This window comes from Lysinibacillus sp. UGB7 (assembly GCF_049058285.1).
GTDB classification, from domain to species: Bacteria; Bacillota; Bacilli; order Bacillales_A; family Planococcaceae; genus Lysinibacillus; species Lysinibacillus sphaericus_B.
Window position 1 is genome coordinate 1 of record NZ_JBMGUV010000023.1, and the last position, 20,967, is coordinate 20,967.

The window sequence follows — 20,967 nt, forward strand, 5'->3', positions numbered from 1 at the left end:
AATTAAAAAATTAATCAAAAAAGCTATACTTTAATTGATTTTACTGCTAAAAATTAATCTCATTTTGAACAAAGTTGAACTGAACCCCAAAACTGTTTTGGATGGCTTGCAATTTTTCACTTGTGTTTTAACGCTAGGTTCATATATTATAACTTCCCCCCGTTATTTTCTAGATATGTAAATGTAGCGAGTTTGAAATCCCCCCTTTTTAACAGCATCTTTATACTATTCTGGCTGTTTATTAATAAGTCTTTCTTAAATTAAACTACTTCATTAGGTCAATAAAGAAAAAAGAGTTGCCTATGCAATTCAACATTATTCAATTAACGCACCTTGATAGATTAATAAGTCTTTAGTTTTGTCCCCATTTATTTTCGAAAATAAGATGTTCTAAAGAACGTCTTTTTTCCCAATTAGCTAACTCTAAAATGGGCTTTTCTGGGTAATTTTCAGTGTAACCGATTGATATAAGAGCAATGGGATCGATGTGTGGTGGTATTTCTAAAATGTCTCTAATATCATTCTTTTTATAAAAACTTACCCACCCCATCGCAAGTCCTTCAGCACAAGCTGCTAACCACATATTTTGAATAGCACAGGCTGTTGATAATATATCTGTTTCAGGAATTGAATTTCGTCCTAATACATGGGAACCTCCTCTTGTAGGGTCACATGTAACACAAATAGTTATAGGAGCTTCTTTTAAACCCTCAATTTTTAAATCAAGGAATTTCATTTTTTTCCCCCCATCATAATGAACAGCTAATGCTCGGCTTTCTTTTTCTGCTGCCCAAGCCAATTTTTCTTTAATTTCGTCAGTGGAAATCAAAATAAAGTTCCAAGGTTGCATAAATCCTACTGAAGGTGCATGATGAGCTGCATTTAATATTCTATGTATAATGTTCTCAGGGATAGGAGTTGATAAAAAACTTCGAATATCTCTCCTATTATAAATAACTTTATAAATAGACTCTCTTTCTTCATTAGAAAACATAAATTTCTCCCCTTTTCTATTTTTAATATTAACTAATTTTTCATTATTCTGCCACGTAAGTTGAAGTAAAAATGCACCAAAAAGCGTGGTTTGGGTATGTTTGTCCTTATCGTTGTATCCGCATAAATCTGACTCCACCTCTTCTTACTTCGGATTAACATTCGTCAAATCGTTTACCACAATTCCGTTCAGTTTCATATATGGATAATGGCACCATTAATAATAGACCGGTTTAATAGTAATTAGTTGCATAAAATTAAAATATTTTTATTATTCTATTTTAATCTAGGTCTGGCTACAAAGCCACAATCTATCGCTATTTGAAACAAGAGCAAACACAACACCTAATAAGGTTGTGCTTGCTCTTGTTTATTCATATTTGCCTTAACGTTGTAAATCCACATTTTTCTAAAGGGACCCCATTTAAATCTAAATGATTCACCAATATTTTAAAACAGATTTATCAATTGTTCTATATATTATGTAACTCAATTAAGAAGAGTCGAACATACAAATTTGCACGTTCGACTCTTCAGATATTCCCGTTCTAATATCAATAATATATGTATTTATTCTTCAACCAACATGTATCTTGATTCTGTAACAACCAGCTAAATTTGTCACTCTAATGAATATTTTTTATGAATATTGGACAAGTCTACATTGAACGATAATTAGCATTATTCAAACGAATAATCCCCCTTTGAACGATAAATTATGAGAAACATCCGATAATTAGAAAGCTGTGACCAAGGTATTTATATTATGTAAACTAAAATTATTTGGCGAGGAGAAGGGATTGGATACGTCAACTCCCCATATGTGTATTTGGACAAGAATGTCCGGACATTTCTTATGTCTAAAATCTAAAGACACCGAAGTAAAATCTTTGGTGTCTTTAGATTACTTAATTCTTAGTAAACGAAGCGAGTTTAGTGTAAAAGGACACAAGGATGTCTCACTTCGGGACACAAAGTTTACACAGTTAGTCATTCCGACTTTTTTATATTTAAAATTAAGTCCACTCTATTTTACAGTAATTTATACTCATATAAGGTGCATAAAAAATGTATAAGTTCCTTATGGTTAAAAGGACAAATAGTTCTGATTCTGTAATGGTTAAGTTAATTCATTTAATATATACGAATAAGAATGTCCAGACAACTAAAATTACTATTGAGGAGAGGATAAAAGAAATCAATAAATATTAAAAAGCATAAGCTTTTTACGCCTACGCTTTTTCAAAAATTAATGTTAAGACATCGTTATTCTTTTACAAGCTATTTTTGCTGCTGGAATTCCAACACCAGCACCAAGTGCTGCATCTACTGAATCCCCCCAAGAACCACTGCTAGCCTTTATTTCGTTCCCTGCTGTCAAAACTCCCTCTGCTACAATTTTTACACAATCATAATAGTCTGGATTAGGATTACTTTCAAGATACTGTGCAGCAAATTCGTCTGCTTTCTTTTGTATTGAAAGTCGACCTGGTTCAGCCAATGAACTAAAAACACTCTCAGCTTGCCCACCAAAATGTACTATTACGTCGTTAATGTCTCGACCAGTACGATGTATTTCTCCCATTTCAGATGACATGTTTAGTCCTCCCAATCCTTGAAATTTGAACTTTTTAAGTTCGCAAATATTTTATCCAACTGAGAAGGATCTTATCCATCAACAACTATTTCTTTATAAAAAATTTAACATGTTTGTCTGGACATTCTTGTCTTTGAATTTTAAAGAATACTATCTTGTTAATGATTTCACGCAATTTACTAAAATTTGGTATTAAGATACTTAATAGGACATCTATTCCCATTTCAACATAATCCAAAGTGTTTTGTTTATAGCAACAATCATAACTCAAATGCACTCATTTAAAGGCTGAGTTTGTTCTAAAGTTCCCTTCATCAGTGTTAATCTCGACTAAACAAATAAGTATAAGTTTCGAATGATTCTCTCTTAAGTTTATTTTCATAGTGAAAACAGTCTTTATTGGTTACGTTTAAATATACTGCAATATTCGTGTTTTATTATAATTATGAAGCATCCAGCCGATGGACGAATAGCACTTATATTGTTTAAACACGAACTTTTTATTCATATTAACTAAAAATAGTTCGTGTTTAAAAGCGCTTTTTATTTAGGGCTATGAGAGCAATTGAGATAAGCGACGGTACATCTTATTGATTCTTGATGCGTCTCAGGCTTTTTAGTTGTAGCGACAGCTGTGCCAGCAGAAGACTAGATTTTGCCAATTTACTTGTCACTGTAATGATGATACGGTGTAGCACTGATCAAGAGGAATACTTCCCCTTCAAAATAGCACTACTATAAAAGCGTATTCGAAAAAATCCCGAATACGCTTCATTTAATCTTCCGTTTCTAAATAGCCTTGCTGTAAACATGTATCCGTCAAAAACTTCTTAATCCCGGAAGCAAATGACAATTCAATCGTGCTACTCGTAACAGCTAATATTTCCCCTTCTCCAAAAATCATATGCTTTACTTTTGAGCCAACGATTAACGTTGACTCGGTTGTAATCGTCCGCTCATTACGGTACTGTTTCAGTTCTTTCCTTGGACTTTTCGGCGCTTTCTTTGGCAATTCCTGCGGTGAGACGATTTGTTTTAACGCCTTCATGAAAATCGATGGCACCACACTTGTTTTAAAGCGCTTACTATACGAAATTAATTCCAAATGGTGAATCGCTCGCGTGATACCGACATAAAAGAGTCGTGTTTCTTCCTCGATTTCTTCTTCTGCCTCACTAGGTAGAATCCCCTCAATCAAGTCAATCAAATACACACGGTCAAATTCCAAGCCTTTTGAACTGTGCAATGTTGTCAGTGTAATTGCATTCAATTCATTTTTCATATGAGACGAACGTGCTAAATTTTCAAGCTGCTTCAAACGACCCGCAAATTCGGTCATCGTCGGCGTATAACGAGCAATTAAACAAAGTACATTCACTATATCTAGCAAATTTTCATAATTAAAACCGAGTTTCTCACTCATTTTCTTTAAAGTACGCTCATAACCAAAATCATAACGGATATGCTCTAGCATGGCTGTTGGTGTCGTTTTATCAAATTGAATGCTATCATATGTTTTACGAATCCGCTTAATATATTCAGGCTGATAATCCTTTAATTCAACATGCTCTAACAACTGTGTGAATACACAGCCATCCTCCGGCACTTTCTGTAGTGCCTTCAATTGCATTGGTGTAATATAAGCATTCATTTTTCTGTAAACTTTTTCAAATACCTTGATGTTTTTTGTATTGTATGCTAGACGCATGAAGTTCTTAATATCCTCCACGACCCAATGCGTGAAAAAGCGAATCGTGGAATCTTTCATATAGAAAGGCAGACCTGCTCTGTCAAACGCGTCCATAAGCGGAATGGCTGACGTATTATTTCGATATAAAATCGCCGTTGAGCCGCGCTTAGACAGATTTTTCAACTGGTCCACTAAATATTTGGCCTGTAAATTATAATTCTCTAGGATTTTAAACGAGATGGGCTCTGCTGCAGGATTTTCCGTAAACATTTGTTTGTTATAACGCTTTTTATTTCGTTGAATGAATATATTGGCTGGCTCTACAATCGTTGCAGATGAACGATAGTTTTGCGTCATAAGTAACACATGCGCCTCCGGATATATCTTTTGGAAATTCAACAAATAATCTGGCTCTGCACCGCGCCAACTATAAATGGCCTGATCCTCATCCGCAACGACGCATAAATTTTGATGGACTGCGACGAGCTTCGCGATGAGCGCATGTTGAACGGGCGATGTATCCTGACTTTCATCCGTTAAATAATAATCGTAGCGGCGTTGGTATTGCGCCAGCACCTCTCGATTTTTCGAGAAAATATCATTCGCCATTAATAGCATATCGTCAAAATCAATTAACAAACGGTCACTTCCTGTGCGTTTATATTCCTCATAACGATGTAAAATCTCGACTTTTCTTGGCACCTTTACTTCTGCAATATCCCATTCCTGTTCTGGCAGCATTTTATTTTTGATAAACGTTATGTACGTTAGTAGATCATCTAACTGATCTTCAGTAATTTTTGTGCCATTTAACTGTTCAAAAATCCCGCGAAGCACTCGTTTTTTTGAAACAACATCAGGCTTGTCCGATTCTTCAATGATGCCGTACGAAATAGCCTGGCGTTCAAGTGTCTGTCGCACAACTTGAAATGCTAAACTATGAATCGTCGAAAAATCAACCGGTGGCAAATGCGGGAAAAACGTTGCAAAACGTGCCTTCATATCACCGGCCGATGCCTTACTAAACGTGACAGCCTTTATGCGAGAAGGTTTCACACCAAGCACCTCGATCATATAGCCAATACGCATAATAATCGTTGTCGTTTTTCCTGAACCCGGAGATGCCAATAGTAACAGCGGCCCATTCGTTTGCAACACTGCCTTCGTTTGCACATCATTTAGACGAACGCCAAGTGAACGCTCCTTTTCTTCAAAAAACGCTTTTTGCGCTACATTCATATCAATCGCTCCGTTCCCAAAAATCTACACTTTATTATATCAAATATAAGGATTCATCCGAGGAAAGCCGCACAATTTTAAAGCAAAGAAAGAATAAATGGAAGCGTCAAATAGCACCCACCTTTGTTCAGAGGGCGCTATTGTATCATAATTTAAATCATTATTTTTTCGGCACCTTTATTAATAATAATTGCTATATCATCCACCTCAGACCGTCAAATCATTTTCTGATTTTATATTAATCGCTTCTTGTAGAAGCCGTTGGAGGATAGCAGCAAAAACGGCGATAATCAACGAAGCAAAAATGATAATGAGTCCCATTATTCCAATAGGAGGGTCAACTTTTTTTGCTATAAAATGGAAGATCGGCAAACCTAATACATACAAACCACTGATTAAAATCGCACAGCACTTTATGTTCTTTAACGCCTTTACAGATAATTCCGAGAACGCCGTGTTCTCGTCAATGTATCGTAAAAGATTAAAAGCCTGATAGAAAGCAAAGTAAAAAGGCACAGCCGATCCATACATCACGATGAAAATGAGATATTGCCGAACCATGAGAGACCTTCAAATACAAGATAAAAGACACTTTCCTTTTTACAGAAAAGCGCCCTTTTATGGAGTAACTAAGTTATGTTCACCGTTACCAAGCAATGGTGATTAAGTCCGATTCAACGAATTCTATTACAAATCTGGGTGATGGGCTAAATACATACTGTGGATAGGCCTCTTCTGCTGCTAGATTAATACTATTTTCAATAATCTTTGATAGTGGCATCTTTACCCACGGCCATGTGCTAAAAGGTGGCAGGTCGTCTTGTAAGAAAAGATAAACTGAATTCTCCGTGTATAGTTCTTTATCTTTAAAAAACGATGCCACCTTATCCCTACTAACATTGTGTATCACGAACTTGTTATTCATTTTCTCTAAATCTAGACTTACCCACTCAATTATTGGGATGCTCTCTATAAGTTCAGTTTTCATTTTTTCCCTTTCCTTATCATCTAACAACCTAATACCTTCTTTAGTTGAGAAAGGTTCTAACATCCAAACTAATCGCATCTGTATTTCATCATTTTTTTCTTTCTCTTTTTGCTTTTGTAAGAGCAGCTCTAATCTGGCTTTTCGTGCATTCATGTCCATTTTTCCCACCTCTTTTCCTCATTCTTCTCTAATAATAACTTACTTTTCCCTTATTCAACTATATGGTCCTTCCCCAAAGAAAAAGACACAATTCTTGCTACAGAATTGCGCCCGTTAGCTGAATAAGAAAGTAACTCTGCTTTTCATATTATTGTATAATAAACATATTTTTTCGGTGTAAAGTCCAATCTCACTTTTTATGTTATTTATTTTGGGACGATGCCTTGCAATCTTCTACCCATTAGCCATATTGCAAGACCAGTTCCCCACAAAATCAGGGCAGAGCCAAAGCCCACTACAGACATAAATGCATTGATCTGATGTTCCCCCAGTGTGACTTTTGTAGGTACAAACAGCCATGTAATAATAGCAAGTAAACAAAGGAATGTGCCTGTAAAATAATAGAGTCTGATTTGAAAAAGAGGTGCCAATGGGAGAAAATGAACACCGACAATAATAGCTATTACGACAGGTATAAGTTCAGGGTGACGAGTAGCGTTACTGACAGCAATCGTGATTGCTATAGCCAAACCCTCTGCCGCAAAAATAATGTTAAACCAAAACCTCGTACGCTTCCCATGCCTTAAGGCTGTTTTTGAAACCTGATTCGTCAATTCTCCAGATGCGCGTAATAATGAAACACCACCGATGAACAACGCTATACCTATGGCAACAGCAGCAACTAACAATAATGGAACTCCCCAGCCCTGCAATCCCATAATTCCTGTGTACGCCCACAGAGTACCAAAAAACGCCATGAAAAATACACCAGATGCCGTTCCGCGTACTGCGGCATCAGGAATAGTTCTTGATGTTTGTGTCACAAATAAAAACCTTCTTTCAACCTAAGTATGTGTTCATTACAACCGCATATCAGCCTACATCAGTAATAGGTTTAGTTCATTCGAGAAAAAATCCTATATACCTTATTATAATTATATTCATGCAGGCAAATTGCTGAACTATTCTGCCCGGTTATCTCAATACACCTTATTCAACTAAATGGCTCGATTGTTGAACAAAGACATACTTAATAAAATTCTTCACTACATGAACATCAGTTTTAACATAAATGTCCAATAAAAAAATCATCTCAAAGAATAACTTAAGAGATGATTATTATCAAACTTTATTACTAATTATCAATCTTTAATATAAACGATCAATCTTCTTTACAAAGCTACATTTTAAAAATCTAAAAAGATTGTGTTTATAGTAGCCCAATCAAAAAAAAATCGACTTTGTCTGAACAGATAACAGTAATTGGTTATCTGTTTTTTTCATTAGTTTTTACATTTTTTTATTACTTCATGTTTCCTTTGTAATTTAATCAATCAATAACTTTCTTTTTAATCTTTCATATTTTGGGTATGTCTTTGTTAAAATCAATTTAATTTTGACTTACGCCTCTTTTATTTTCATTCACGTTCAATTGAAATACATCTTTGCGTGCATAATGCCCTACTACATCAAAGTCAAAATGCCCACGTGTTATATCATCTAAATTTAAAGTAGCATACAGAATTTCTTCTTTGCCAAATACAGGTTCAACCAAAAATTCACCAAATGGATTTACAATACAACTGCCTCCTCTTGTGATTTCATTAGGCATCTGTTGCATTTCCTCTGTTTCTAGTAAATCCTCCTCATACATTTCCTTTGTGCTGTACTGGTTGCATGATAGTACAAAGCAACGTCCTTCAATGGCAATATGTTTCATAGATGCAAACCATGTATCACGCGCATCGGCAGTTGGAGCAATATAAATTTGTATGCCCTTTTCATACATAGCAGCACGTGCTAAAGGCATATAGTTTTCCCAGCAAATAAGAGTTCCTATTTTACCATACGGTGTATCAAAGACTGGGAGCGTGCTACCATCCCCCTCACCCCAAATGAGACGTTCACTACCAGTTGGTTTTAATTTTCTATGTTTACCAATCAGTTTTCCATCTGGACTAAAGAAAATTACAGTACAATAGAGTGTTCCTCCACTAGTTTGAGAGTCGCGTTCAATGACACCGATAACTGTATAAGCGCCAGCTTTTTTTACCGCAGCACCTAATTGTTCTGTTTCTGGACCAGGTACCGTTATAGAATTTTTTGCATACCGTAAAAAATCATTTCGTCCACTGTCTGACCGACTTCCAACCAATGCTCCAAAGCTCATTCCACGTGGATAGGCTGGAATAAAGGCTTCAGGAAAAACAATAATATTGGCATTTTGTTCACCTGCCTCTTTAATTAATTTCACTGCCTTGTCAATAGTCTTCACTTTACTCATAACTACTGAACCTGCTTGAACTACGGCCACTTTACAAGTTGTCATGTATCATCCCTCCTATTTTTAAACATTTTAAAAGAAATCAATTATAATGGACAATATATATTAATCATAATGAGTATAACTAAATAGAATAATGAGGGAAAAAATAATGAATATACGTGAACTTGAGGTATTTAAGACCATTGCAGATTGCAAAAGTTTCTCAAAAGCAAGTGAAAAATTATTTATTGCACAACCCTCTCTAACTAAGACCATTCAAAGGTTGGAGAGAAATCTTGGTGTAAAATTATTTGATCGTTCAAACCGAATTTTTCGTTTAACTGATGAAGGTGAACTTGTCTATGAAAAAGCCATCATAATGTTACAACAAATGAAAGAGTTATCTATAGAACTAGAAGATACAACAAAAAACATTCAAGGACATTTAAGAGTAGGCCTTCCACAAATTATTGGTACCTTTTTCTTTCCGCAAGTTGCTAAAGCTTTCTCTCAGGCTTTCTCCGAGGTTACTATTGAAATTGTTGAAGATGGTGGTTTGACTATTGAAAAACTAGTTGAAAAAGGAGAAATAGATGTAGCTTTTGTTGTAATTCCAACTAAAAGCAAAGAACTAGAAGAACAATTATTATTTGAAGCACCGTTTGTTGCTTGTTTACCCGAGAATCACATTTTACAAAATGAACAGTCTATTACACTTTCACAACTACAAAACGATGATTGGATATCTTTTGATTCGTCCTTTGCCCTTAGTCAAGTAATTTTAGAAAGTTGTTGCAAAGAAAATTTTGTGCCTAATACTGTATATAAAACGACTCAATGGGATTTGTTAATGGCGTTGGTTCGTCATGATTTAGGTGTTACCATTCTTCCAAGTCCCCTAGTTAAAGTACACTCACAGGATCTTTGTATTAAAAGAATTAGTAGTCAATATATACCTTGGAAAATAGGTATTGTAGTTAAAAAAAATAGCTATAAAACGCGTGCATTAAAGGCATTTCTGAAAACAGCTTCGAATGTTATATTGGTAAATGAAAGCTATGATGAAATGGGTTAAATGGGTAACTTAGTTTTATTCACTAAGTTTATATAGGGAAAGCTTCTCTGTCGGCAATTTTTACTACCTTCATTTACTTCACTCCTTGACTGAAAATTTATAAGAATCACCACTTGTACAATTAACACAAATGGTGATTCCCGTAATATTTATTTGATTATTATGAATATAAAAATACTTTTTCTCAGTTTAATTTCCCCTTTTTGGCTAATGATTTAGAGTAGATGGATTAGTTTCAAAAAATTGTAAGAGCCTTGCTACATTTTATTTGTAGTAAGGCTCTTTAAAGTTGTTTAACTTCTGTTGGCATCTTATGAAAAATAATAAATTGAATAATTAATATTTCAAAATAATTATATTTTAAGGGTTATGCCGTATAATTCCCAATAAAAAAGGGATTCTGCGCCAATGTTTTATTAAAATTAGGCAGATCACATTTAAATGTATTTTTAATAGGGACAAGAATGTCCAGATGATTATAAAGCCACTTAAGTAAAATCAGGCATTATTCATTTACTGGGTAAAATCGAGATAGTCTACAAGCTTCTAGTTCTTCTAACTGCACATTATCTACGATCTCCTTCGCAACCAATCGACTAATAATAGGAGATAACGTGATTGCGGAATGCATTACTGCTAAATAAAGTCCTTTTATTTGATCATGAAAACCAACAATAGGATAGCCGTCCTTAGGCATTGGTCGTTTACCTACTTGAATACTATCTAGCTCGAGATATTCTCCTTTTATAAAATCATTTCGAAGGGTATCAAAAGCTCTTCTTCCAACCTCTTCTGGTCCGTTTTCTCCATGGTCATCCAAATAATCTTCAGCAGCAATTATAGTAGTATCAGATAGTTGTCTTGCCTCAAATCTTGAATTAGAAATTAATGTGTGAATAAGCTTTTTTGGAGATTTCATACGAATAATAATAGAAGGTGATGACTCAACAGGAACATCGATACTAAGAGGCTTACAAAGCTCAGGTATAGCTGTACCAGTTGCCAATACAATGACATCTGATTCTATAAAGCCTTTTGAAGTATGTATGCCAACAACTTTAGCGTCCTCCTTTTTAATTTGTGTTACTTTTGTGTCGAACAATATATTTACCCCATTTTCTTGCGCTTTCTTTACTAAAAGATTCGTTAGAATATTAGGGTCAACCGCACCTTCTTTAAAAGCATATAGAGCTTCCTTTGGATATTCTTTTAAATGAGGTTCTAAGTCTGATACTTGCTGGCGAGTTATTTTTTCTATATAAGATTTATGGCTGTTTACAGGAATTCCCCATGAAAGGGAGCCGTTCCAATCTACCTTTAATTCTGGGATCTCTTTTTCCAATACATGATATTCTGCTAATGACCCGTCATACAAATGTTGAAAGTTATCTGGAACACGCCCTGAAGGATTAATCCAAGCAAAGGAAGTTGATGTTACACCACATCCTGCTTTTGAATGGCTCTCAACTAAAGTGACATCCTGATTTTCCTTTGATAGATTATAAGCAATAGATGCACCAACAATCCCTGCACCAACAATTATAACTTTTTGCTTTCTAGTCATTACTTTCCCTCCTTGTTCTGTTTGTATAATTTATAGTATACATTGAATCGTCTAAACTCAGTTTACCCTCTTGCTCTATTAACAAAATTGCAAATATTTTAGAGACGGATGCGAGTTTTTTTCTATCGATTATAAACCAATATGAAAGTATGGAAATTCTTGTGTTTATTATACAAAGTCCGGAAGTTCTTGTCCACGTACAAGTGGCTAATATTCTTACAATCAAAAATCAAACAAGCATTAACCCCGTCCTAAATTTAGAACGGGGTTATGTTTGTTTGAGCTTAAATACCTTTTTTGTCTTTTTTACAATTTTCTCGGTATAGTAAGCTAGAAATTAGGTTTTTTTTAAAACTCCAGTCTGTGGTTGGTGTATTCTATAATAAATTATAGTCTAACCTTAACCTCAGTACCGTCCTTAGCTTTGACATCTACTAGCACGATTCCCTTATAATTTTTTAGTTCCTTGACAATAGGCTTTAGCGATTCTTTGTCTATTAGTGGAAAGGTAAAGTCGATTTTTTTTCTTTCAAAGTGCTCTTTTGACCATTTGTTTACATTTTGCTGTAAAAATTTTGACGATAAAATGGAAATAGCAATATTTAAAATAACATATGGAACTGGGATGGTAAACCGAACGTCTTTTGTTTTCACTTTTACATGCATCATAAGCAAATCACTAATCAATGATGACCGAAACGGTGTCTCCGTTTGCCGATTTAATATCAACGATTTGGCCATCTAGTTCGTTTTCGATTGCTTCAATAATAAGGCTGATGTCGATATCTTTCACGTATTTTTCCGCTTGAGGAATACTCGCTGCGATGCTGTGTCCAGCCATTAATACGACCTTGACAAGTTTTATAGGCAAATTGACCGTGACGTTATCATTTTCGGTTGATACTACACGAATTTTTAATGTTTTATCTAAATATTTCGTCGGTTTTTCCAACAGTTTATTACCTGTTTCTTCTTTTCCTTGTAATATTTGAATCAGTTCTGATCCCTTATCTGCATCAATCTTCCCTTCTTGAACCATTGTTAACACTCTTGTAATTTCCTCTTTCATGATAAATTCCTCCTTATTCCTCTTTTAAGAGCTTAATGGCTTCTTCTGGTGTGATTTCGCCATTTTCCAACATGGTAACAACTTTTTTCTCGTCTACTTCATTTTTCTTCTTCTTTTGTACATAGCCAAGGGATGAAATGATGTCTGTTAGCTTGCCTCGAACCGTTGGATACGAAATACCCAGTTCCTTTTCAACATCTTTGATATTCCCTCTGCATGTTAAAAATACTTCCACAAAATGAAGCTGATCCGTCGATAAGGATGCCAGCTTAGATAATTCAAACTCATTTTCAATCGTAGTGTGACAATGAGAGCACTGCAACTTTGTAATTTTTAATGTTTTACTGCAGACAGGACAATTTGTGATTACTTTATAAGCCATTATGAAATTCCTTTCTTTTAGTTGATTTGATTATATAACAAGAAATCAAAAATATAAATAATAAAATTAAATTTTTTCATTAAAAAAATTAATAATATTAATTAGTTGTTTAATATTATTAATTATTTGTTTTCATTATTCATTCAAGTATTATTTACCATAATGATTGAAAATTGTAGACATAGCTGTTGGTCAAAATTACCCTTTATAGAATGAGCACGATTCTTAGATTCTGAGATGCTGATTAATAATCCATGGATATTTGATATTTTTGCTACAGTATTGTCAGTTGGGTGATTAATATCTGTTAAAACTGATAGAGCATATTTTTGATTTTGTATTGACACAACTGACAATTCCATTTTGTATGTATTAAACTTTTATTATCCATTTGGATACTCCTTTCGTACGAAATCGGTTGACCAGACCAGACTTTATTGTACGAAAGGTTTTTTTTGTCCATTGCTAAAGCTTTCCGGAACCCCCTACACAGCAGAGGGTTTCAGTTATACAAAAAAAAGCAATTCTTATAAAGAATCGCTCCCTTCATTTCATCTGTGTTGGTCCAAAAGAATGGTATTACCATCAGGATCTTCAATTGTAAAATTCGCAGGCCCATCGCTTGTTTCATCTGCTTCAGACAGTATTTTAATTCCCTTTTCTTTAAGTTGATTTTGGATGTCTCGAATGTCCGTAAACGAATCAAGATTTTCGGCATTGTCATTCCATCCTGGATTAAACGTCAAAATGTTCTTTTCAAACATTCCTTGGAATAGACCAATTATGCAACTATCATTTTTCATAATGAGCCATTTTTGGGTAATGTCACCCATCAATACTTTAAATCCTAGATTTTCGTAAAATGATTTTGATATATTAATGTCCTTTACACTTAAACTTACAGAGAATGCTCCTAGTTTCATATTATTCCTCCGATAAAAAATTAATTGCATACATTAAGTATACACTATTACTTTGAAACTATTATTTAGTTTGTCCGAATTTTATGAATTAATACCAAAGTCCAGTTAGCTGTTTGTAAGTGGTTATTGTTCTTTTATGAAAGCTCCCGTTCGTTGAACAAAGCCTCTACTACCGTCTACATTGTATATACTTGCATCTACATGCGGCCATTGAAGAATTTTTTTGTATATTGAAATCATAAAAAATTACTCGGTTGATACGGTCTTGAGTTTTGCATATGATTTACAGCTCTTCTTAACCATTTAACGAATTATAGCTGTACAACCTGTTTACATGCGATTACCAACAACAAAAGGGCAAAAGTGTGTTTTGCTCAACACCATTTGCCCTTTTCGTTCAATTCTATCAATTTGTTTCAATTAAATAAGTAATTATGCATCTAATCCTAAGTGTGAGCGCAAAGTGTTTCCTTTGTATTCAGCTCGGAATAAGCCACGTTCGACTAGCATCGGTATAACATCGCTAAAGAATAAATCTAAAGATTTTGGAGGACCACCTGGCACAGCAATAAAGCCATCCAATGCTCCCTCTTCATAAAAAGTGACAATCTGATTCACAATATCTTGTGGTGTACCAATTGCTACTAGATGTGCAGAGCCAATTACTTCTGGGCGTGCTAACAATTCTTCAACAGTCGGTTCATTTTCAATGATATAACGGCGCACAAGTTGTGCATGCGTTTTGCTACGAACTTTTTGATCCTCTGGTGGCAACATTACTGCTGTTACATGATCCACAAGAGATAAATGACGAATGTCCATGCCTATTACGGATTCTAAGGCGGTGTAGCGGCGTTCCGTTGTAAGATGCTCATGTGCTTTACGATGCATTTCTAATGCTTCTTCATATGTATCACCAATAAAGAAATACAATCCAGGTAATAAACGAATGTCATCTGCCGAACGACCTGCTGTAATAGCACGTTTACGCAAATCATTACGTAATTCAATACCTACTTCCATCGCTGGCGTGGCAGCAAAAATCGCGTTCGATACTGTCGCTGCAAATTGACGCCCTGTTTCCGATGCTCCTGCTTGAAATAGCGGAATATCACCTGCTGGATGCATCGGAATATTTAATGGGCCTTTTACATGAAAATACTCTCCCTCGTGGTTAATTGGCTTGACAAGCTCATTAATTATCTCTAAATTACCGTCTGCCTCTAATATTTCATAAGGGTTACTATGCCAAAGCTGCTGTACAATTTCCTTACATTCAGCTGCCTTTGCATAACGCTCTTCTGATGAGGGCATTGGCTCGTTGCTGAAATTATACGCCCCATCAATGGATGTTACGAGGTTCCAACCTAAACGTCCCTCACTAATCCAATTCAAGGATTGTAATTGCCTTGCTATAATATAAGGTGGAATAAATGATGTTGAAACCGTTGTGACTAAACCTATTTGTTTAGTTTCTCTTGCTACTGTCGCAAATAAAAAACTAGGATCTAGCCCTGCTGTTCCTTTCGTTTTAGCCATTAACTCCGGATGGGCTATTAAATAATCTGCCTTAAATACAAAATCTAATTTTGCTGCCTCTGCACGTTGGGCAAATGCAATATGCTCATCAATAAACGTCCCTTTCTGGCCTTGTTCACCATTAACTGCTAAATGCATGCCAATTATAAGATGTCTTTTGGTTGTCAATTAACTCTCTCTCCTTTTTAATTGAAAATGATTATCATTATCATCTTATAATGTATTTTCTAAGAATGCAATAAATACTTTTCCAGTTTGTAACCAGCCACTTGTAGAATTTGCTGGATTTGGATTCCTTCAAGTACCTGTCACAGCAATAACAGCTTTAACATCAATGACATTTATGCCATCTCAGACTATAGAAAGTAACAATAATCAGGTTAGGAAAAAGCCACTCGCTTTCCGCGGATGAACTAGCTAGCCTTCTCCTTGTTTACGTTTCGTGCAGAATTTAGCTAAACGCTCAGCTACAAGCAACATCCACTTGAAACGATGACGATTGCTCAAGTGGTTCCACAACAACACTTAGTACGCAAATTAGAAGCTGCGATTGATTTTTCATTCATTTAATTTATCCAATGGTTGAAACGCTCTATTCACCAGATGGTCGTCCTAGTATCGATCCCGTTGTCTTAATTAAGATGACGTTTATTCACTCTGTCTTTGGCCATTTTGTAATTCACAAGGTCTCTCTAACTAATCTTTATTATTTCAGAAAAACAACCTACGCTGTCCTTTAGTCATCCAATTGTTCCTCTTCTGAAAAGCATAAAAACTCATATGCAATTTATCATTGCACATGAGTTTTCTTCACTGATTGACAGCTAGCTCAGTATTTAATTATCGCTTGTGTGAATCATTCTAATTTAATTATTTTGCTCAAGGAATTGGTAAATTGCCATCATTTCTTGTTTATTCAATTCACGGATACGTTTGAAAATTAGAAGCTCTGCAACAGCCTCAAGATTTAAGCATTCCGTAACAACGTCACTTACTTTACCAGTTAGCCATGTTTGCACGTCTATGCCCTCGACGATTTCCTTTCGCCCTTCATCATTGATACCACTTGCATAACAACTCACACATGGTACCGATAATTTATAAACGCCATCATGGAGCCCATCCTCCGATATGACTTTCTTCCCTTTGCAGAATGGACATGGATGACTTGCTTTAACTTTATTAATGAGGGTGACAATTTTTTTGTAACCGAGCGCTTCGTAGACATACGTCAATTTTTTGTATTTTCCATTGGTGAAATACTTATCAATGATGGTTTCTCTCGTTTCGGTAATATTGTCAAAATCACAGATGGTGATGCGATTATTCATGCTGATGGCTTCGATATTATCGCTAATACTGCCCCAAAATGGTAGGACATTTTGTAAAACCATTTCATAATGGGCAAAGCTTCCCTGCTCCAGTTCAAACATTTTCAGTGCGACCTGTGTTTCCCTAGGCAATAGGGAGACATCTTCAGTCAAAGTCATATCACCGCCGACGATAGCCTTTAGTTTTTCTAGTATGTGTAACTTACCAACTGTTTTCATCACTTGATTTATTGGTTGCTGAATAATGTCACGTATATCCGTGTCGCCAAATGTAAGCTTTTTATGATGGTTTAGCACAGTCCCTTGACAGATTGGACAGGTAATCATCTCTTTGGATGCTTTTATGTGCTCTTTAATAATCGATTTCGATACAAATATATAGCGCCCAATGATTAAATTAAAGCCTTCCCATGTCCTCGATGCCTTGCCTGCTTTATCATAAAATGACTTTTCCCAATACCCATATAAGAAGGTATGTTTTTCTGCTTCCGTCATATCATGATAACTTTTGCTTATATCTTGACCAAGCTCATTTTTAATCTCATCAAAGAGGAATTGCAATTTCGGATATTGATAGTATTTTAATACTTCCATGACGTCAGGATGTAATAGGCCATCCCAAAATGGCACGGTTTTGTCCTGGACAACTACATCAAAGTCAAATTTTTCAATCACCCCACGGCCTGAGCAGCTTGGACAATGATTGTCTTGATAATAGAAGTCAAAGCTATTCGTATCTTTATTGGTTGGATGAGCCGCGACTATATGGTTAATTAATCCACCGATTTCATAGAGAAAACTATATTGACTATACAAGTGACGTTCCAGATCAATGGCGATGACGGGTGCAATGGTTTCAGATTCGAACTCACCATAAATCAAACGAGCCATTGATGATAGGCTTTTCAAGATGCCGCCCTTATAGACGTTTTCTGCATTTTTAAAATAGGCAATATGATGTTCTTTTAAATAGTTAATGCCATTTTGTTGATGGATAGTTGAAGAAATTTGCAATGGAGCAACTCTATTCGCACTGTTTGGTTGACGATAATAATCAGCATGACTGACAACAGCAAGATGCGCTATAGGTGCAGGCTGTCTTTTACCAAAATCAACGATAAAATCAGAGTTTTCTAGCATATAGGCATTATGTTCAATCATTATCATTGACACGGATTCATCTTGTAGAATGACCCTAACACTATCAATGAATTGATTTAAAATATTTTGTGATAAACCTTTTGAAGGTTCGTCAAAAATAAAAAGCGTATGTGGGTTTCTTGAGTTGGCAAACAGTTCAGAAACTAAATGGACACATTGAAATTCACCAGTCGATAAAGATTGTGTTTTTCTTTCCAATGTCAAATAACCAAGTCCCAGTTTGATTAATAAGCTCAAACGTTTATGAGCGATGTCTTCATTTGGTAATTCATCAATAATATCTTCAATCGAGCGCTGAAAAATATCATCAATATCGTTACTATATTTTGTGAGTTTCTTCTTAATATCAAGAAACGTCGCAACGGTTGACCGACTCGTAATCGATTGGTTACGATCTTGCCCTACCATAACGAGTTTATCTTTTGGATAGCGCTTCACAAAATCTTTGGCCATACATTCATTGACAAGTGTAGATTTACCACATCCAGACTCTCCCGTAAATGTGACAATTCTATTTTTAGGAATGTGAATTTCAGCCATTTGAATATTACGACAGTAAAGATCATGAAATTGATAGTATTGCGTTGGTATTGCCTGATTTTGTTCACAAATGATTGATTTTGGACGAGGGGATTCATCAACAATTTTCCCACCATATTTACCACTACCAGGTCCGAAGAACAATTGCTCTTCCGCTGTGTTAAGCACCGTGTCAGAATGGTCAATAAGCCAAATTTGATTTTTATAGCCCAATTGTTTAATCTCTTGTAAAATTTTCAATAGTGTTTGGTGATCAAGACCCACGGAAATTTCATCAATAATAATAACGGTATTTTCACTTGTTGCCATGAATTCGGCCAAGTAAAGGCGTGTCAATTCTCCACCTGACAAAGTACCCATAATACGATTTAATGTTAAGTAACCAATATTCATATTGATGATATTTTTTAGAATATGTTGTTTTGCTTCACTAATATTTAAAACTTCTGCTAGTGAAAAAATGGTTTCAATGCTTAAGTCGTTGATATCGGAAATATTCTGTGCTTTATCAAGTAATTCAATTTTATATTGCTCAACTTCTGGATTATAGCGCCTGCCCTGACACTTCTTACATTCAACATTTTTGGTAGTACCGCGCCCTTTACAATCTGGACACCAGCCTAATGCATTATTAAATGAAAAAACTTCTGGCGAAAGATTAAATTGTTCAGCAAGCTGTTCGCGAATCTCTTTAAAAACACCCGTATGTGTGCCAATTGTTGAACGAGGATTGGAAGAAATGGATGATTTCCCGAGAAAAAGTACGAGAGGTATGTCTTCCATCTTGATGGCACTGAAATTTGTTTCCATAATATTAGGAAATAAATACTGATATTCTGCCTTTGGCAATAAGGAAACAAGACGCTTCTTGGATTCTTCACCAATTGTTTGGCAAAAAGTCGTTTTACCAGATCCAGACAATCCAGCAATTCCTAACGATTTATTTACCGGTAGTACTGCATCTAATTGGTTAATATTGTTGGCAATTAATTGATTTATGTTCATAGTGATATCCTTTCTGTTGTCTAAATTAAGTATTACCATGTTAGTAAAACTGCAGCATAAGTTGTGTATTTTTCGAATCGACAAATGCATACGAATTGTAGACGAAGATTTCTATATTTCTTGTTATCTATGCACTTATCCGGTTTTGAAGAAATAATTGCATGGCTCACATCCAGCAGTTAGTGATCCTTTTTTCAGTCTCAAACCCACAAAGTATATTTACTCAAATTACAAAAGTTTCTACAACCAACCATCCTGCTCATTTGCTAAATAACCAAAATTGTTATTGGACTCAATCCTTTGTCCCATTAAAAATGACGCTTTCCGTGTTCCTGAAAAGCGTCCGATTGTAGAAAATCGTTTGAAAAATACTGACTGCAATTATATGACAGATAATTGCATAAGAAGGGCGCCTTTCTTTCTTGCTTTAGAAAAGCGCCCTTTATTGTTAATGTCTCGTTAACGAGGATGAAGAAATCTCTTTTACAGTGCTAACACTTTTTCGAGCTGTTCACTCATATTCATCCAAGCATATTTAGCTCCCTCGATGGCTCCCTCGCGAGCTTTTGTTTCTTCACTAAATCCAGTTTGATCGAGATGTAGAAGGACAGTGCCATCTGAATCTTTTGTCAAAGTCCAAGTAACAGTAGTGCTTTCTCCAGCACTTGCCCAAGTGTAAGATAATAGATGAGGCTCGTTCACTTCGAGCACCTTACAATCTACAATTCCATCCCACCATTCATTTGGCTCAGCTCGGAATTGAAATTGATGACCTACGAGTGGTTTAAAGTCATTTTTCCATATCCATTTTGCGAGAGTATCCGAATCTGTTAATGCGTTCCACACCTGCTCAATTGAACTTGTAAATTTAAAATCTAATGATACATCTGATTTCATCGTTTTTCCTCCAATAAAAGTTTTAATTTATCAATTCTTTCTTTCCAGAATCCTTCGTAATAAGATACCCAATCTTGAATTTCTTTCAACGGTGTAGCATTCAACCGATACCTCGTTTCTCTACCAACCCTTCTAGTAATTACGAGATTTGCATCTTGAAGGACAGCCAAATGCTTAGAAACTGCTGTACGACCCATTCGAAAATGAACCGTTATCTGATGTAGGGGTAATTCTTCAACATCTGCCAACATTTGAAGCAATTTTCGCCTTGTTGGATCGGCAACAGCGGCAAAAACATCCCTCACTTGACTTTTTTCGTTCAAAATCCCCCCACCTTTTCATTATTATTCCCTGTAATGCCAGCGATTAAACTTCTTAATAATATGACACCTTTTGTTGTCTTAATAATTATAGGACACCAAAAGGTGACATGTCAAGTTCCCTTGCTATACCATTATCTGGCACTTTAATGAGGTAAAAATAATTTGATTATGATCGTTTTTTAGATAATGAATCTCGAGATAGCTTTGTCATACTTGACCCTCTCCA

17 protein-coding genes and 1 pseudogene are annotated in these 20,967 nt (G+C 35.4%); 2 read left to right on the plus strand and 16 right to left on the minus strand.

Annotated elements, in window-relative coordinates; all coding sequences use genetic code 11:
- Positions 1 to 352 precede the first annotated feature (352 nt).
- The 7 genes from bluB to ACOMCU_RS18720 all read right to left on the minus strand — a co-directional run bounded on the left by bluB (position 353) and on the right by ACOMCU_RS18720 (position 8,995).
- Positions 353 to 994 (minus strand): 5,6-dimethylbenzimidazole synthase, encoded by a 642-nt coding sequence (gene bluB, locus ACOMCU_RS18690; RefSeq protein WP_036130192.1) that lies wholly within the window; start codon positions 992 to 994, stop codon positions 353 to 355.
- A 1,254-nt stretch (positions 995 to 2,248) separates the two neighbouring features.
- Positions 2,249 to 2,590: a hypothetical protein gene (locus ACOMCU_RS18695; RefSeq protein ID WP_010859360.1), complete on the minus strand. Its 342-nt coding sequence runs from the start codon at positions 2,588 to 2,590 to the stop codon at positions 2,249 to 2,251.
- A gap of 775 nt (positions 2,591 to 3,365) precedes the next feature.
- Positions 3,366 to 5,519, minus strand: coding sequence for an ATP-dependent helicase (locus tag ACOMCU_RS18700; RefSeq protein WP_010859359.1), 2,154 nt, complete (start codon positions 5,517 to 5,519; stop codon positions 3,366 to 3,368).
- Between the two features lie 207 nt (positions 5,520 to 5,726).
- Entirely contained in the window at positions 5,727 to 6,080 is a 354-nt protein-coding gene (locus ACOMCU_RS18705) for a DUF2975 domain-containing protein (RefSeq protein WP_421051022.1), read from the minus strand.
- Positions 6,081 to 6,165: 85 nt separating this feature from the next.
- Complete coding sequence (locus tag ACOMCU_RS18710; RefSeq protein ID WP_421051024.1) at positions 6,166 to 6,666, minus strand: hypothetical protein; 501 nt, start codon at positions 6,664 to 6,666, stop codon at positions 6,166 to 6,168.
- A gap of 206 nt (positions 6,667 to 6,872) precedes the next feature.
- A complete protein-coding gene (locus ACOMCU_RS18715) occupies positions 6,873 to 7,490 on the minus strand; it encodes a DUF7010 family protein (RefSeq protein ID WP_421051025.1) in 618 nt (205 codons plus the stop codon).
- A gap of 566 nt (positions 7,491 to 8,056) precedes the next feature.
- Complete coding sequence (locus ACOMCU_RS18720; RefSeq protein WP_010859355.1) at positions 8,057 to 8,995, minus strand: carbon-nitrogen hydrolase family protein; 939 nt, start codon at positions 8,993 to 8,995, stop codon at positions 8,057 to 8,059.
- Between the two features lie 106 nt (positions 8,996 to 9,101).
- Between ACOMCU_RS18720 and ACOMCU_RS18725 the strand changes: the two genes are divergently transcribed.
- A complete protein-coding gene (locus tag ACOMCU_RS18725) occupies positions 9,102 to 10,007 on the plus strand; it encodes a LysR family transcriptional regulator (protein WP_421051027.1) in 906 nt (301 codons plus the stop codon).
- 505 nt (positions 10,008 to 10,512) lie between these two features.
- On the opposite strand, the gene ACOMCU_RS18730 is transcribed toward ACOMCU_RS18725, so the two are convergent.
- The 6 genes from ACOMCU_RS18730 to ACOMCU_RS18755 form a co-directional block, all read right to left on the minus strand.
- On the minus strand, positions 10,513 to 11,571 hold the full coding sequence (locus ACOMCU_RS18730) for an NAD(P)/FAD-dependent oxidoreductase (protein ID WP_421051028.1): 1,059 nt from the start codon (positions 11,569 to 11,571) through the stop codon (positions 10,513 to 10,515).
- Between the two features lie 387 nt (positions 11,572 to 11,958).
- Complete coding sequence (locus ACOMCU_RS18735; RefSeq protein ID WP_421051029.1) at positions 11,959 to 12,240, minus strand: hypothetical protein; 282 nt, start codon at positions 12,238 to 12,240, stop codon at positions 11,959 to 11,961.
- Between the two features lie 10 nt (positions 12,241 to 12,250).
- On the minus strand, positions 12,251 to 12,640 hold the full coding sequence (locus tag ACOMCU_RS18740; protein ID WP_010859352.1) for an SHOCT-like domain-containing protein: 390 nt from the start codon (positions 12,638 to 12,640) through the stop codon (positions 12,251 to 12,253).
- Positions 12,641 to 12,653: 13 nt separating this feature from the next.
- Positions 12,654 to 13,022, minus strand: a complete 369-nt coding sequence (locus ACOMCU_RS18745) for a DUF2089 domain-containing protein (RefSeq protein ID WP_219362690.1) — start codon at positions 13,020 to 13,022, stop codon at positions 12,654 to 12,656.
- A 551-nt stretch (positions 13,023 to 13,573) separates the two neighbouring features.
- Positions 13,574 to 13,945 (minus strand): VOC family protein, encoded by a 372-nt coding sequence (locus ACOMCU_RS18750; RefSeq protein WP_421051031.1) that lies wholly within the window; start codon positions 13,943 to 13,945, stop codon positions 13,574 to 13,576.
- 432 nt (positions 13,946 to 14,377) lie between these two features.
- Entirely contained in the window at positions 14,378 to 15,652 is a 1,275-nt protein-coding gene (locus tag ACOMCU_RS18755) for an NtaA/DmoA family FMN-dependent monooxygenase (RefSeq protein ID WP_421051033.1), read from the minus strand.
- 324 nt (positions 15,653 to 15,976) lie between these two features.
- Between ACOMCU_RS18755 and ACOMCU_RS18760 the strand changes: the two are divergent.
- Positions 15,977 to 16,152, plus strand: a pseudogene (locus ACOMCU_RS18760) (IS5/IS1182 family transposase); the annotation flags it as partial.
- A 198-nt stretch (positions 16,153 to 16,350) separates the two neighbouring features.
- Here the strand turns inward: ACOMCU_RS18760 and ACOMCU_RS18765 are convergent.
- From ACOMCU_RS18765 to ACOMCU_RS18775, 3 genes are all read right to left on the minus strand, one after another.
- Complete coding sequence (locus ACOMCU_RS18765; protein WP_421051034.1) at positions 16,351 to 19,521, minus strand: ATP-binding cassette domain-containing protein; 3,171 nt, start codon at positions 19,519 to 19,521, stop codon at positions 16,351 to 16,353.
- A 483-nt stretch (positions 19,522 to 20,004) separates the two neighbouring features.
- A complete protein-coding gene (locus ACOMCU_RS18770; RefSeq protein WP_010859347.1) occupies positions 20,005 to 20,418 on the minus strand; it encodes an SRPBCC family protein in 414 nt (137 codons plus the stop codon).
- Positions 20,415 to 20,741 (minus strand): ArsR/SmtB family transcription factor, encoded by a 327-nt coding sequence (locus tag ACOMCU_RS18775; protein WP_421051035.1) that lies wholly within the window; start codon positions 20,739 to 20,741, stop codon positions 20,415 to 20,417. Before ACOMCU_RS18775 ends, ACOMCU_RS18770 begins: the two co-directional genes overlap by 4 nt.
- Positions 20,742 to 20,967: the final 226 nt, after the last annotated feature.

Excerpts from the sequence above, each read along its gene's own strand:
- bluB (WP_036130192.1), bottom strand. The coding sequence starts at position 994 with ATGTTTTCTAATGAAGAAAGAGAGTCTATTTATAAAGTTATTTATAAT.
- ACOMCU_RS18695 (WP_010859360.1), bottom strand. The coding sequence starts at position 2,590 with ATGTCATCTGAAATGGGAGAAATACATCGTACTGGTCGAGACATTAAC.
- ACOMCU_RS18700 (WP_010859359.1), bottom strand. The coding sequence starts at position 5,519 with ATGAATGTAGCGCAAAAAGCGTTTTTTGAAGAAAAGGAGCGTTCACTT.
- ACOMCU_RS18705 (WP_421051022.1), bottom strand. The coding sequence starts at position 6,080 with ATGGTTCGGCAATATCTCATTTTCATCGTGATGTATGGATCGGCTGTG.
- ACOMCU_RS18710 (WP_421051024.1), bottom strand. The coding sequence starts at position 6,666 with ATGGACATGAATGCACGAAAAGCCAGATTAGAGCTGCTCTTACAAAAG.
- ACOMCU_RS18720 (WP_010859355.1), bottom strand. The coding sequence starts at position 8,995 with ATGACAACTTGTAAAGTGGCCGTAGTTCAAGCAGGTTCAGTAGTTATG.
- ACOMCU_RS18725 (WP_421051027.1), top strand. The coding sequence starts at position 9,102 with ATGAATATACGTGAACTTGAGGTATTTAAGACCATTGCAGATTGCAAA.
- ACOMCU_RS18730 (WP_421051028.1), bottom strand. The coding sequence starts at position 11,571 with ATGACTAGAAAGCAAAAAGTTATAATTGTTGGTGCAGGGATTGTTGGT.
- ACOMCU_RS18735 (WP_421051029.1), bottom strand. The coding sequence starts at position 12,240 with ATGATGCATGTAAAAGTGAAAACAAAAGACGTTCGGTTTACCATCCCA.
- ACOMCU_RS18740 (WP_010859352.1), bottom strand. The coding sequence starts at position 12,640 with ATGAAAGAGGAAATTACAAGAGTGTTAACAATGGTTCAAGAAGGGAAG.
- ACOMCU_RS18745 (WP_219362690.1), bottom strand. The coding sequence starts at position 13,022 with ATGGCTTATAAAGTAATCACAAATTGTCCTGTCTGCAGTAAAACATTA.
- ACOMCU_RS18750 (WP_421051031.1), bottom strand. The coding sequence starts at position 13,945 with ATGAAACTAGGAGCATTCTCTGTAAGTTTAAGTGTAAAGGACATTAAT.
- ACOMCU_RS18765 (WP_421051034.1), bottom strand. The coding sequence starts at position 19,521 with ATGAACATAAATCAATTAATTGCCAACAATATTAACCAATTAGATGCA.
- ACOMCU_RS18770 (WP_010859347.1), bottom strand. The coding sequence starts at position 20,418 with ATGAAATCAGATGTATCATTAGATTTTAAATTTACAAGTTCAATTGAG.